Source organism: Salibacter halophilus (assembly GCF_008806325.1).
In the GTDB taxonomy this organism is placed as follows: domain Bacteria; phylum Bacteroidota; class Bacteroidia; order Flavobacteriales_G; family Salibacteraceae; genus Salibacter; species Salibacter halophilus.
Map to the genome: position 1 here is coordinate 107,539 of NZ_WACR01000001.1, position 11,777 is coordinate 119,315.

At 37.1% G+C, this 11,777-nt stretch carries 18 protein-coding genes and 1 tRNA gene; 5 read left to right on the forward strand and 14 right to left on the reverse strand.

Features of this window, described 5'->3' with window-relative positions; genetic code table 11:
• Window positions 1–49 precede the first annotated feature (49 nt).
• From F3059_RS00530 to F3059_RS00555, 7 genes are all read right to left on the reverse strand, one after another.
• Complete coding sequence (locus tag F3059_RS00530) at window positions 50–598, reverse strand: RDD family protein (protein WP_151165980.1); 549 nt, start codon at window positions 596–598, stop codon at window positions 50–52.
• 87 nt (window positions 599–685) lie between these two features.
• A complete protein-coding gene (locus tag F3059_RS13765) occupies window positions 686–955 on the reverse strand; it encodes a hypothetical protein (RefSeq protein ID WP_223274516.1) in 270 nt (89 codons plus the stop codon).
• Window positions 952–1,515 (reverse strand): alpha/beta hydrolase, encoded by a 564-nt coding sequence (locus tag F3059_RS00535; protein ID WP_223274517.1) that lies wholly within the window; start codon window positions 1,513–1,515, stop codon window positions 952–954. The genes F3059_RS13765 and F3059_RS00535 overlap by 4 nt, the downstream gene beginning before the upstream one ends.
• A gap of 97 nt (window positions 1,516–1,612) precedes the next feature.
• On the reverse strand, window positions 1,613–2,134 hold the full coding sequence (locus F3059_RS00540) for a hypothetical protein (protein WP_151165981.1): 522 nt from the start codon (window positions 2,132–2,134) through the stop codon (window positions 1,613–1,615).
• A 65-nt stretch (window positions 2,135–2,199) separates the two neighbouring features.
• Window positions 2,200–2,580: a DUF2147 domain-containing protein gene (locus tag F3059_RS00545; RefSeq protein WP_151165982.1), complete on the reverse strand. Its 381-nt coding sequence runs from the start codon at window positions 2,578–2,580 to the stop codon at window positions 2,200–2,202.
• A 92-nt stretch (window positions 2,581–2,672) separates the two neighbouring features.
• Window positions 2,673–3,365, reverse strand: coding sequence for an inorganic phosphate transporter (locus F3059_RS00550; protein WP_151165983.1), 693 nt, complete (start codon window positions 3,363–3,365; stop codon window positions 2,673–2,675).
• Between the two features lie 405 nt (window positions 3,366–3,770).
• Window positions 3,771–3,844, reverse strand: a tRNA-Arg gene (locus F3059_RS00555).
• Window positions 3,845–3,989: 145 nt separating this feature from the next.
• Here F3059_RS00555 and F3059_RS00560 point away from each other — a divergent pair.
• Window positions 3,990–4,679, forward strand: a complete 690-nt coding sequence (locus tag F3059_RS00560) for a DUF6962 family protein (RefSeq protein WP_151165984.1) — start codon at window positions 3,990–3,992, stop codon at window positions 4,677–4,679.
• On the opposite strand, the gene F3059_RS00565 is transcribed toward F3059_RS00560, so the two are convergent.
• The 4 genes from F3059_RS00565 to F3059_RS13815 are packed head-to-tail and all read right to left on the reverse strand — an operon-like array spanning window position 4,648 to window position 6,868.
• Window positions 4,648–5,445, reverse strand: a complete 798-nt coding sequence (locus F3059_RS00565; protein WP_151165985.1) for a TlpA family protein disulfide reductase — start codon at window positions 5,443–5,445, stop codon at window positions 4,648–4,650. The genes F3059_RS00560 and F3059_RS00565 overlap by 32 nt on opposite strands.
• Window positions 5,446–5,474: 29 nt before the next feature.
• A complete protein-coding gene (locus F3059_RS00570; RefSeq protein WP_151165986.1) occupies window positions 5,475–5,852 on the reverse strand; it encodes a response regulator in 378 nt (125 codons plus the stop codon).
• Between the two features lie 15 nt (window positions 5,853–5,867).
• A complete protein-coding gene (locus F3059_RS00575; protein WP_151165987.1) occupies window positions 5,868–6,737 on the reverse strand; it encodes a hypothetical protein in 870 nt (289 codons plus the stop codon).
• Window positions 6,737–6,868, reverse strand: coding sequence for a hypothetical protein (locus tag F3059_RS13815; protein ID WP_262713923.1), 132 nt, complete (start codon window positions 6,866–6,868; stop codon window positions 6,737–6,739). Before F3059_RS13815 ends, F3059_RS00575 begins: the two co-directional genes overlap by 1 nt.
• A 194-nt stretch (window positions 6,869–7,062) precedes the next feature.
• On the opposite strand from F3059_RS13815, the gene F3059_RS00580 reads away from it, so the two are divergent.
• On the forward strand, window positions 7,063–7,653 hold the full coding sequence (locus F3059_RS00580) for a YqgE/AlgH family protein (protein WP_151165988.1): 591 nt from the start codon (window positions 7,063–7,065) through the stop codon (window positions 7,651–7,653).
• Here F3059_RS00580 and F3059_RS00585 read toward each other — a convergent pair.
• Genes F3059_RS00585 through F3059_RS00595 form a run of 3 tightly spaced genes read right to left on the reverse strand, consistent with a single transcriptional unit; the run spans window position 7,616 to window position 9,608 of the window.
• The gene (locus F3059_RS00585) at window positions 7,616–8,503 is read right to left on the reverse strand and encodes an aminotransferase class IV (RefSeq protein WP_151165989.1); all 888 of its coding nucleotides are present in this window, start codon (window positions 8,501–8,503) and stop codon (window positions 7,616–7,618) included. The genes F3059_RS00580 and F3059_RS00585 overlap by 38 nt on opposite strands.
• Window positions 8,500–8,985 carry a D-glycero-alpha-D-manno-heptose-1,7-bisphosphate 7-phosphatase gene (locus F3059_RS00590; protein WP_151165990.1) on the reverse strand — a complete coding sequence of 162 codons (486 nt, stop codon included), beginning with the start codon at window positions 8,983–8,985 and terminating at the stop codon, window positions 8,500–8,502. Before F3059_RS00590 ends, F3059_RS00585 begins: the two co-directional genes overlap by 4 nt.
• Window positions 8,985–9,608: a rhomboid family intramembrane serine protease gene (locus tag F3059_RS00595; protein WP_151165991.1), complete on the reverse strand. Its 624-nt coding sequence runs from the start codon at window positions 9,606–9,608 to the stop codon at window positions 8,985–8,987. Before F3059_RS00595 ends, F3059_RS00590 begins: the two co-directional genes overlap by 1 nt.
• A gap of 138 nt (window positions 9,609–9,746) precedes the next feature.
• Between F3059_RS00595 and F3059_RS00600 the strand changes: the two genes are divergently transcribed.
• From F3059_RS00600 to F3059_RS00610, 3 genes are all read left to right on the forward strand, one after another.
• Entirely contained in the window at window positions 9,747–10,568 is an 822-nt protein-coding gene (locus F3059_RS00600; RefSeq protein ID WP_151165992.1) for a hypothetical protein, read from the forward strand.
• Between the two features lie 128 nt (window positions 10,569–10,696).
• On the forward strand, window positions 10,697–11,401 hold the full coding sequence (locus tag F3059_RS00605) for a hypothetical protein (protein ID WP_170264960.1): 705 nt from the start codon (window positions 10,697–10,699) through the stop codon (window positions 11,399–11,401).
• Between the two features lie 67 nt (window positions 11,402–11,468).
• Entirely contained in the window at window positions 11,469–11,777 is a 309-nt protein-coding gene (locus tag F3059_RS00610) for an FtsB family cell division protein (RefSeq protein WP_151165994.1), read from the forward strand.

The following is an 11,777-nucleotide window of genomic DNA, read 5'->3' on the forward strand; positions in this document are numbered from 1 at the left end:
TACATTAAGCGTATAACTACCGATAAAAACTAATTATAAAAATAGATTCTTACCATAAAAGCATACTTATACCCTTTACTCCAAATTGCAATGCCAAGATGGCGAACATAAATCCTACTCCAATCATCAAAGCAATAATTATTTGGTTAACTCTTAATTCAGTCTTCAGATTATTGTCGTCCGGTATTACTTTTGTTCCAGCTATATAATCTCCGATTCTGCGTTCTGGAGAGAAAAGTGAAAAAATCACTTCTACAGGCCAAAAAACCAATGTAACATTCCTAAGAACTGACCTAATTGGGTTTGCTATCTCGCCTGTCTTATTATTCACAACCACAAACCCCAGAATTCTTTTAGCTGGGCTTTTCCCTTTGATTGCGTCTTTATTAAAGTAGATTGAGAAAATCGTTAGACCAAAAAAGAGTGGAATGACAACAAGCCATTCAGGTAAGTTTGAATCAGAAGGATTTCCTACTATCAAATAACCTATTCCCATTAGAGTACAGCCTATTATTGCAATCCCAAAAGTCATAATGATATGGTCTAAAAGCATTGAGACTATTCGAATTCCTGTTTTTTTATTCTTCTCGTTTGCCATTTTTTGAAATTTTCCCAGCGGTCTTCGTATGAAACGTAGGTCATTTGCTCGCTAATTTAACAAAATTCAAATTGCATCTTCAACTCTTCACTCCTCCCCCGAATCAAACAGTTTTTCAAACGCGTGGTACACGGCAATGTGCAATGCATCTCCGTGCGTTTTGTCTTCTAAAAACTCGTAGTACAGCTTTGTGTTTTCCTCCTTATTCTTTTCCAACTTATTGAAAAGCTCGAGGGCTGTCCGTTCCATGACTTCGCCTTCTTTTCCGACTGCTATGTAAATCGATTTATCAGCATTATAGCCGACAGGTTTTTCCGCTAACAGACTTTCATCATTCCACCACAAACTGGGACTCACGATAATGTAGTTGTCAAATAGCTCCGGTTTTTGAATAAGATTTCTGTGGCTAGTAGTCCACCGAGTGATTGCCCTATGATCGTTCTTGTTCCGCTGGTTCTTAAGTTTGCCCCGATAAACGGTTGCAGTTCTTTTTCCAGAAATGCGATGAAATTTGCCGACTCACCCGAACTCGGGAGTTCTTTTATATCCTGTTCATTTTGAGAAGGAAAAGTGAAATCTCTTTTCCTGTCCACATTGCTTATTCCGACAACGATTGACTCCGGAATCATGTTTATCCAGGAGAACGAACCGAACTGAACAATTCCCGAAATATGAATAAAATCTTCATCCTTTGAACCGTCAAGCAAGTAAATCACCGGGTAATTCTTCAAGCTGTCCCCCGAATAACGCAAAGGCAAATAGATATTCAACTCCCTTGTTTCGTTCAATAACGCAGACTCAATCTCAATCGTTTTGCCGATTGAAAAATCGGTTTCACTGATCTTTTTGGGCAACGACTGGCTGTGCGATATGCCGGTGATTAATAATACGATTAGCGTTAATATGTGCTTTTTCATTTATTCTGGTTAATGAGTTTTGGTAAGCATTAACCAGCTAATTTATGATTTATAATGAGATCTTTTAGACTATAACCTTCCCTAAGCGTAGCTTTGGTCAGCTACAGCTTTTAATTTTCTGAACCTTCCTTTTATTCTTGTTAGGTTCTGATACCGGAAATGTTTTATATAGTCGAGTTTTAAAACTAAACTCTCCCTGGTAATAGGTATTCAACCAATTGCTGTATTCGTGTTTTGGATATTTTGAGGATTCATCAAAAAACAATTCATCCTTGTAATTTGCCCATTTAGCTTCATTAAAAAATGAAATACTGGTATTTGTATCAGTTGAAAGCTTGGAATCAATTTGACAAATTACTTGTTTGATTCTCTCATAATCAAACACTATCGAGCTATCAACAACTATAAAGTATCGGTTATTATCATTATCAAACTGAACAACTGATGCATTTTTAATTTTTGGAAAGGTTCTTTTTTCTGTTTTTTCACTGACTCCGTTTTCTTCCTCTATTGATGGCTTCTCTGAAATAGACTTTTCTGCTTTATTTGACTCTGAGCTTTCAAAACCTGAACAAGAAACGAAACCTATGATAACTATTAACAACAAAGTTCTTTTCACAGATAACATGTTGATGGTAATACTCATAACCCTTTAATCTCTACGAGAAACTCTTACTTGTTCTTTTACTCTTTTTTGAAAACAATGTCAATACTTCCACATTCGTATTTAACATTTAGAATCATAGTTGTGTTATTTACACTCTTTAGACGAAACTGTGTTGATCCTTCCTGTTTTTGACCATTTTCAATGAGGTCATACAGCTTGATAGTATTTTGATCTACTCTGTAACTTGCTTCTGCAATACCTTCTGCAGATTTAAACTCTGCCTTGCCATTTTCTTTAAACTGAAAAGTATTTATTGGAAAATAATCTACGCTTTTACAACTCTGATCTGTTGTAGTTACAGATTGAAACTTCCAGGTACCAACAATTTCATTTTTGTTTTGGGCAAAACCTATTCTCAAAATGAATAACAAAACGATTATTGAAATGAGCTTTTTCATTATGGCTAGTATTATTTTGATTGACTTTAATCAGGAATTAACGGATTAACGATGTGAAAGTACAAAAAAGGAGGTTTGGCTTGCAGATGAAATTATGCTTTCCCCTCAAAAACCCTCGAGTTCATTTCCTGAATATCTTTAGCTGATATTTTCCTTTCAGAAACATAAAATGAGCTGATAATGGCTGCTACATAAAAGAAAATCATGGGCAAACTAAAGCTTGCAAAATAACCTATCACCAGGCCGGTAAAACCCAAAGAAGATAGAACCTCAAGAACTGAGAGATCTGACTGGCTTGCTGTAAAAAAAACAATAGCGAGCATGTGTCCTATAATCAAACTGATGAGTGAAAATGCAATTGAGAGATAAGTGAACTTTTTTTCTATTCCTTTTCCAAACTTACGTACTGTTAAACTGATCAGGAATCCTATCACTGCTGCAGTAATACTCAACATCATCCCGAATGCATACGCAAAAACACCCCATAAAACACTTCCTAACAGTGCAACAACGGCTCCGGCTATTACTGCCTTGTCCCAGTTCTGTTCATCGATAAGTCTGTCGTATTCCTCAGCCGGAATTTTTGATTTCAAATCTTTTGATGAATAGCCGATGTGTTCATCATCAACTCTGTCTTTTACTGAAGTATCTTTTTTGAAATCAGGGCAGGTTTCATCAAAAGTCGGTTTCTCGTCAGTTAGTCCGCAAACAACACCTGTTTTAGTATCGAATTTTCTGTTCAGGCATTTCTTGCATAATTCGAGTCTTTGTCTTTCTGTAAGCATAGGGTTTCAAATTTGAACCCGAAAACTACGAAGAACTCATTTAATAATGATGTGAATATTTATCAGGATTACTCGCGTGATCCTTTGCGGTCGAAATTCTGAATGGAAAGCCTCATTCTATGAAAGCTTTTAAAGTGCCGTTAGGCACGACTTAAAACTAACTCTGGGTTTTAGCCCAGAGTTCATGAATCTGCATATCTGGTAATGAGAGTTTTAGGCGCGGGGCACATCAACCAAAGTAAGGATTATTTCATGATCCTTTGCGATCGAAATTCCGAAAGGAAAGCCTCATTCTCCGAATGAGAACCTTTTTTTATGAGCAAATAATATCATGCGAGCATGGATTATTTGCTCATAAAAAAAGCCTTTGAATCAAGATTCAAAGGCTTTCCTTTCTTGTGCTTGTGATCGCGGCAGGATTCGAACCTGCGACCGTCTGCTTAGAAGGCAGATGCTCTATCCAACTGAGCTACGCGACCAGTTGTTGCCGTTTTCAAACGGAGTGCAAATTTAGATATTTTGAGCATACTCGAAAGCCTTTTGTTTCAAAAATGGATTCGATTCCAAAAACTTCGCATTATGTTCCTCCCGCTTAGCTCTCTTTTTTTACTTATTTTTCGCGGTATGGAACAGCCTCCCATTCATTTGTTCGACATAAAAATCCAGGAACCGGTTACTAGTCTCACCGATATTATTGTGGGAGTCGCCTGCCTGATAGCCTTCCAACTACTCCGCTCAAAAACTCCTGAAAACAGAATGTTTTTCTACTTCCGCATGTTTTTTCTACTCACCGGAATTGGCACAATACTGGGCGGATTACTCGGCCATGCTTTTCTCTATACTATCGAAAACGACTGGCTCAAAACTCCCGGATGGCTCATCAGTATGGTGGGCGTTACCATGATAGAACGCGGCTGTATTGAGCACTCAAAAAATCTGCTCAAGCCAAATTTATTGCGCTTTTTTAAGGTTCTGAATATTGTAGAATTGCTCGTTTTTATGGCGCTCTCTTTCTACTACCTCGATTTCTTTTATGTGCAGGTGCATTCAACATACGGACTCGTAGTCGTGGTTTTTGCGTTCGAACTCTACGTTTACCTCAAGACGAAACAACGTGAAATAATTTATATTCTCTTAGCTGTTCTCTCAATGGTGATTTGCGCAGTTGTTTACTCGGCAAAAGTGGCGATTCATCCGTTTTTCAATCATGCCGATTTAGCTCACGTGTTTATGCTTATCTCTGCCATTCTGTGCTATAAGGGAATTTCCAGGATGCAAAAAATCAGTTACGGTCAGAGCCAGCAGACCTCTTGAGTTCCTCGATGTGGCGCGGCAGACTATGCGTCACCATGGTTTCGTTCGAGCCCAAAACATAACGGACAATACCTTTCTCATCGATCAAATAAGTTCGCGGATATCCCAAAACAAAAAAGCTCCTGGCTCCCGATTTAGTAATTGTGTAATGCTCAAAATCGAAATCTGAAGTTCCCTTTAATTTCTCATCCACAGAAAGCGCTACAAACTGGATAGTAGAATCATTTTTATACTTCTCTTTAACTTCATTGAGCCAGGGTTTCTCCAGCCTGCAGGGTAAGCAGTTGTTAAACCAAAAGTTCAAAACTGTAATTTTCCCCTCTAAATTTGAAGGAGTAAACGTTTTTGAACTATCTCCGGAATAAGCTGTGAAGTCAGGTGACTTTTCGTTGATCATTTTTAAATTACAGTAAGTACTGTAAGCCTCGACTGTTTTTTCTTTACCGGTTGATAGGTAAAAGCAAGATTTGTTTGTACTCTCCCATTCCTGTTTGAAATACGGGTTCGGTTCTGACCGATAAACATATTCTCCATTATCAGTGGTGATTTTCACAATTCCATCATTTGGAACTTCAACTTCAATGCTGTCTTCAAAATAGTGAACGATTCCTTTTGGATCAAAACTTACAGAGTTGATGATGGAATCGTTTATCTTGAAATATTCAAATGAGTAACTCTCGAAACCTTTGGTTGGCTCCGGATCTGACTGTGAAAAAGAGAAAAGACTAAAAGAGAGAAAGAAAATTAGAAAAGTAGATTTGAGCATAGTTCAGGTTTTGCTCAAAACTATAAAAACTAGAGTTTAGCTAAAAGCTTCTCAATATCATCGCGTTGTAGAGGCTTTGTAAAATAGTCGAGCACATTATTATACTGTTCTGCTCTTGAGAAATCCTCAGGACTGGTACTGGATGATAGAATAACGACAGGCAATTCTATTTTTTGAGACTTCATTCTGTCTAAAAACTCCCATCCATTAAGTCGTGGCATCATAAGGTCCAGGAAAATGATATCAGGATTATGATTATCTAATTCTCTAAAAGCAATTTCAGGATCGGTGTAATCAATTGTTTGATTTTCTACCGATACCATTTCAAAAACTTTTAAATTGATAAAGTTTGTGATCTTTTGATCATCGACCAGCAAAACTTTCAATACGTTTGATCCCCTATTCATAATTAAAAACCGAAACTACATTTTATCTGAATTGATATCAAATACATTGACAATCTCTTCAATGCTTTTGTTTATAACAACCTGTAATGCTTCATCCAAATCTTTAGCAGATTCTTTCATTTTTGGTAGAATTTCTTCCTCAAACTCATCACCTTCAACAAACGAAATTAAGTCAAGGAGCCCCATCACTCTACTTAACGGCTCTCGCACCTGGTGAGCGTTTAACACTGACAACTGCATCAATTGCTCATTTTGGTATCGTAGCTGTTTAGTGCGTTCATCAATGACATTCTGTTGATCACTAATGATTTGATTAATCCAGTTATTCTTTTGTTTGATAATATCAACAGCTTCTTCGAGTAGTTTGTTTTTTTCTACCAGTTGCGCTTTGGTGATGAGTTCGTAATATTTCAATGTAAAAAGATCGACAACTAAACCCAGTATTTCTGTCTCTTTAGAAGAAAATTGATTGTTCTCATCAGCTATCAATGATGTTACCGCACAGTAGTCTTCGTACTGAAAATTCCAACCCCATAATACAGGATTTTGAACATCATCTCCAATTAAGGAATTAGCCTGCTCAGCATTCAAATTTTGACAAATTGGAACTCCGTTCTCTAATAAACCTTCTTCAAAATTGAGAACTTCATTTTCCCAAAATTCAGTTTCATTTTCATCTTTTAAAGGAAAGACAAAATAGTAATGGTCAGATCCAACTACAATATGAACTCGCAGAGCATTGAAATTGAATAAATACTTGAGATACTGATCAAAAACAGAAGATAACTCATCAATATTTTTTGCCGCATTGAGTTTACGGGAAAGCTTGGAGACAGACTCATAAGCCACTCTGTAAACTGCGTTGGATGTATTGCGAAGCATCATTATGCCTGCACCTCCATTAATTCGTTATCGATCTTAATTCCTGATATAAAAGTTTTTTTAGTGTCATCATAAATAGCTTTTACTTCCTCGGTAGCATCTTTGTATTCAACAATTTCACATCTGCTCATCATCAATCTATTTAAATGTATCTACACTAATTTAGTTAATGCAACAATACAAACAGGGAATGTTAAAAAGTGTTTAGCTCATATTTATTTAATTTTCAAACTTTACTGAAAATAAAAAGGGATTAGTTGATAAAAAATAAATTGCATCAAACAATTTCACTACTTAGATTCGTTTAGTAAAGACAAGAAAAAGCAATATGAAATTAGACGCTGATTTTTTCGACAACATAAATTACGAACTCCAAGAGCCTAAAGCTGGAAATATCCTTATATCAGATCCATTTTTACCTGATCCAAACTTCAGCCGAACAGTTGTACTGCTCACTGAACACAACGAAGAAGGCAGCCTTGGTTTTGTCCTCAACCGCGAGTCAGATTTCAAACTGAGCTCTATCATAGATGACATAACCGATTTTGATGCCAACATTTATGTAGGTGGTCCGGTTGGACTCAACCAGCTCTTCTACATTCATAGAATGGGTGATGTGCTGCAAAACAGCAAGAAAATCATCGATGGTGTTCACTGGGGCGGAGACTTTGATCAACTCAAGTTTTACATTGAAACAAAGCAGGTAAAACCGGGAGATATTCGCTTTTTTGCAGGTTACAGCGGTTGGTCTCCGGGTCAGCTCGAAGCCGAGATCAAGGAAAAAACATGGATTGTGGCTCCGATCGAAAAAGAGCAAATCATGAAAGAAAGCGAAGACTATTGGAAAGAGATTCTCTCAGGACTGGGTAATAAATTCAAGGTCATGAGTAATTTTCCTGAGGATCCGAATCTGAATTGATTCGTTCCACTTCGGCATCAGCAAACTGGTTTAGATAGTCAACAAGCTGGCACGAAAACTTGTTAAAGAAGCGCTTGTTTCTATAAGCTAACGCCCAGCGAATTCCCGAACTGCAATTTGTGAAAAACACCTCATCAGCCATATTCAGTGTTTCGGGATGGATAGGTGACTGAATTACTTCTACCCCGCCTTTTTGAGCAATTTCGATTACCTGTTTTCTCATGACTCCGGGTACACAACCCTGCGTCACACCTGGTGTAATCAATTTCTTTTTCATGAGTACAAACACATTGCTGCTCGTACCTTCGCATACGTGACCAGATTCATTCACGATAATTGCCTCATCAAGACCTTTCAACCGCTTGTAATTAGAAGCCATCACGTAAAACAAAGCATTGCTAGATTTTAAGCTTCCAAGTTGTGTGATCGGTTTTAAATGTTCAGTGTAAACATCAACTCTTAGCCCTTTTTGATTTAAAGAAAAACTACCCTGAGCTTCATCAATTGAAATGACAACATCGGTTTCATTTGTAACCGGAGTGTACCTGCCGCCATCTTTGCGAAAAAGAGCCAATCGAACAACAGCATCTTTGAGTCTGGATCGTTGCATCAGTTTTTTGGCCTCATCATAAAGCCATGATGAGTTGAGGAATTGCGGAATCTTCAGTCCAATCATTTCAGCTCCCTTTTCAAGTCGCCTCAAGTGATCATTGAGAAAAAGTAGCGTGTAATCATGAGCTTTGATCGTTTCAAACAGACCATCACCATAGCGAAAAGCGCGGTTTTTAACGGTCAGAACCGGCTTATCCTCCATCATTAACTCTCCGTTGAAGCTTATATATTTACTCATGAAAGGTGATCTAAAATAAACGAAATTGAAGAATTCGACTCAATTTTAAAACATTTCACTCCCACTTTGCTCGCTGCTTCACAATCGCGATCGCTGTCGCCAATCATGAATGACCTTGATGGGTCTATGTTGTGCAAATAAATAGCTTTCTCTAAAAGTATCGAATCCGGTTTTCTATCCAGCGACTTGCTCACGATATCGTGGTTGGGCGAATAGAAAAACGCATCGATCTCTACACCCTGCTCACTCATTTGGTTCTGAAAGTAATCGTGAACCTTTTTGACATCATCGTGACCGTAAAGACCCTTTGCAATTCCGCCCTGATTCGTGATAACAATAAGCTTATAACCGAGCTCCTGAGCTTTTTTGAGAGTTTCACCTACACTGGGCAAAATATCAAAATCTTCAACCCGAAATGTGTATTCGCCACGCTCGCGGTTGAGCACACCGTCACGATCTAAAAAAAGCGCTTTGTTACTCATTAAAATAATCCGCTTACAGTATTCACAATTTGATTGACAAAATCCATCGCCAGGACTGGCTTGAATAGAATTGTAACAACTGCTCCGTAAACTGCTCCCCAGTAGTGAGCGTCATGAGCTATATTGTCCTGTGAGTTTTCCATCCTGTTTTCGTACCACAAGTATAGAATTCCCACGAGAAAAGCCGGAATTGGAATAATGAAAAACAAGTACAATAAGTTCACCGGATGCATGATAATATAGCTGAAAAGGACAGATGCTACTGCTCCACTCGCGCCAACTGCTGCGTAGTTGTAATCATCGCGGTGTTTTTTGAGTGCTGGTAATGAAGCTACTAAAACTCCACCCAAATACAACACGATATAATACAGCGTCCCTTTAGCTCCGAACATCGCAGCGAAGTTTCTTTCAACTACTCCTCCAAACTGCCAAAAGACAAACATATTGATGAACAAGTGGGCCCAACTTCCGTGGATAAAGGCATGAGTAATAAGTCGGTACTGTTCTTTTGCGTGAACAACATGATAAGCACTGAACTTCCACTTCTCGAATTTTGAGAAGTCATTGAAAGCTGCCAAACTCATAATAACACATGCTGCAATGATGACATAGGTTACAATCATAGAGGCAAAGTTGAGTAAAAAAAAGGTACTGGTGAAGTGTGAACCATTTCGAATAACATAGATTTATCAAGTCGAAAGCATTCCTATTTTTGTTATCAATACATTTTCAAGCTACTTTAGCTTACAATTCAACTTAGGATGGTAAAGTCAGTAATACCTGTATTAGTGTTTTTGTTCCTATTGCCAGTAGTAACCTTTTCACAATCCATCTCTAACTCATCAAAGTATCAAGGAACAAATCCAATATTAGAAGATTCGGTTTATTCTTTTATGAGTATTGGATATTTAGGCTCTTTCAGACTGGGAAAACAGGGAGAAATGGGTCTTAAAAACACACAAAGTATACATATTGGTTTAAATCTATTTTATAAGCGCTTTTCTTTTTCTGTTCATGATAATATTTCATTTGGGATAATTGATAGAGAAGGATTTAGAAAATATGTCAATTCAGAGTTTTCAGGGGTAGTAATTGATGAAAAAGCAATTTACTCAATTGATAAACTCAAAGGAAATAGTTTTATGCTTGGAAATAAATTCGCTGCTGATGGTGGTTACGCTTTTTTAGCATCAAAGAAGCAGCGGTTTGATTATTTGATTGGACTTAGTATTCACTTTAGCTTTTTCAGAATAAATGCTGATGAGGGATTTGAAGTCACTTATTCTGACGGAACTAAATCAAGTAACTTAACATTCACCTCCAGACCAAACTTTGTTGTCAACACTGAATTATATACAGGTCTAGCTTATACTCGATTCATCAATAAAAAAATAAGTTTCTCGAGTAGTTTAAAGATAGGTGGTGTTCAGTCCATCTGGTTTAATTATGCTTCTATTTCAAAGGAAAACGGAACGAATGGAATGGAGTATGAAACTGAAAAATACTTCTTTCAAACACTTTCAAACCAGGCACAAGTCTCTCAAAAAGTAGCAGTATTATTGAATATAGACGAATTCTTTTAGACTTGAACTATGACTGCCTCAATAAAAATAACCCATATATGCACAGATCACTTCTAACATTTTTTATTTCCTCCTTATTGTCGCTGTATTCATTTCAATCAAATGCCCAACAGAACTCAACTCAATTTATGGATAAATACAATTCTGTTGTTGGGGTCGGTTACATGGGTGCATTCAATTTGGGTTCATCAAATAATATGAAAATCAGGTTGAGTAATGGTTTTGCTTTCAATTACATTTTCTCTGGAGAAAAATACATTTTCAATGTCTACGAATCGTTACAGTTTGGCTCAATTGATGAAAACGGATACCAAAATGAACTTAGAGAATCATTCTCAGGAACTAACTTAGGTAACAAAACAATCTATACTTTATCTGACTTCGATATGAGCAACAGCTTCGTACAATCAATGACTGGCGCTGATATTGGGTTTAAATTGGTAGAATCGCAAAAAACACGGCTCGACATTCTCCTGGGAGCCAAATTTTATTTTTTCTTTCCTGTATTTGGTGAATCAGAATTAACAGTTACTTATGAAGATGGATCGAGCTCAAGAGCTAAATTACACACGTTGATGAACTTCAATTTAACAGGTGAAATTTACACTGGTCTTCGATACGTGAAGTTTTTCAACGATGTAATTGGTTTTTCAAGTTGTCTTAGATTGGGTATGAATTACTCTTTTTGGGTTCACAATCCATCGATAACTGATACAGAACAAAATCAGTTCTCTTATGACAAAACAACTGGTTACAAACTTTTCACAAACACTTCCTCTCAGGTAATGCTATCTCCCGGACTTGGTCTTGTTATTAATATCAGTAACATTTAAACTGAGTACTGTTTATAATAGAACATGAAACTAATTTCTATATCTGTAGTTTGAATAACTTTGTAGCATGATACAAAGAGTTTGGTCATCGATTCCATCGTGGTTGAAAAACCGCTATTCATTCACCATTTTAGTTTTTTTGGTGTGGATGTTATTCTTTGATCAAAATGATATTATCAGTCAAATCGAGTTGAAGCAACAGCTCAACAGCGTTGAAAACAAACGCGAATACTACAAAACACAAATCAAGGAAACTCGCTCAGATCTCGAAAACCTGCTCAATGATAACGAGAAACTGGAACGTTTTGCTCGCGAACGCTACCTCATGAAAAAGCCAAATGAGGAAATCTTTGTCATTGTCGATGAAGAAAAGTGA

Excerpts from the sequence above, each read along its gene's own strand:
- F3059_RS00530 (WP_151165980.1), bottom strand. The coding sequence starts at position 598 with ATGGCAAACGAGAAGAATAAAAAAACAGGAATTCGAATAGTCTCAATG.
- F3059_RS00535 (WP_223274517.1), bottom strand. The coding sequence starts at position 1,515 with ATGAAAAAGCACATATTAACGCTAATCGTATTATTAATCACCGGCATA.
- F3059_RS00545 (WP_151165982.1), bottom strand. The coding sequence starts at position 2,580 with ATGAAAAAGCTCATTTCAATAATCGTTTTGTTATTCATTTTGAGAATA.
- F3059_RS00550 (WP_151165983.1), bottom strand. The coding sequence starts at position 3,365 with ATGCTTACAGAAAGACAAAGACTCGAATTATGCAAGAAATGCCTGAAC.
- F3059_RS00560 (WP_151165984.1), top strand. The coding sequence starts at position 3,990 with ATGGAACAGCCTCCCATTCATTTGTTCGACATAAAAATCCAGGAACCG.
- F3059_RS00565 (WP_151165985.1), bottom strand. The coding sequence starts at position 5,445 with ATGCTCAAATCTACTTTTCTAATTTTCTTTCTCTCTTTTAGTCTTTTC.
- F3059_RS00570 (WP_151165986.1), bottom strand. The coding sequence starts at position 5,852 with ATGAATAGGGGATCAAACGTATTGAAAGTTTTGCTGGTCGATGATCAA.
- F3059_RS00575 (WP_151165987.1), bottom strand. The coding sequence starts at position 6,737 with ATGATGCTTCGCAATACATCCAACGCAGTTTACAGAGTGGCTTATGAG.
- F3059_RS13815 (WP_262713923.1), bottom strand. The coding sequence starts at position 6,868 with ATGATGAGCAGATGTGAAATTGTTGAATACAAAGATGCTACCGAGGAA.
- F3059_RS00580 (WP_151165988.1), top strand. The coding sequence starts at position 7,063 with ATGAAATTAGACGCTGATTTTTTCGACAACATAAATTACGAACTCCAA.
- F3059_RS00585 (WP_151165989.1), bottom strand. The coding sequence starts at position 8,503 with ATGAGTAAATATATAAGCTTCAACGGAGAGTTAATGATGGAGGATAAG.
- F3059_RS00590 (WP_151165990.1), bottom strand. The coding sequence starts at position 8,985 with ATGAGTAACAAAGCGCTTTTTTTAGATCGTGACGGTGTGCTCAACCGC.
- F3059_RS00595 (WP_151165991.1), bottom strand. The coding sequence starts at position 9,608 with ATGATTGTAACCTATGTCATCATTGCAGCATGTGTTATTATGAGTTTG.
- F3059_RS00600 (WP_151165992.1), top strand. The coding sequence starts at position 9,747 with ATGGTAAAGTCAGTAATACCTGTATTAGTGTTTTTGTTCCTATTGCCA.
- F3059_RS00605 (WP_170264960.1), top strand. The coding sequence starts at position 10,697 with ATGGATAAATACAATTCTGTTGTTGGGGTCGGTTACATGGGTGCATTC.
- F3059_RS00610 (WP_151165994.1), top strand. The coding sequence starts at position 11,469 with ATGATACAAAGAGTTTGGTCATCGATTCCATCGTGGTTGAAAAACCGC.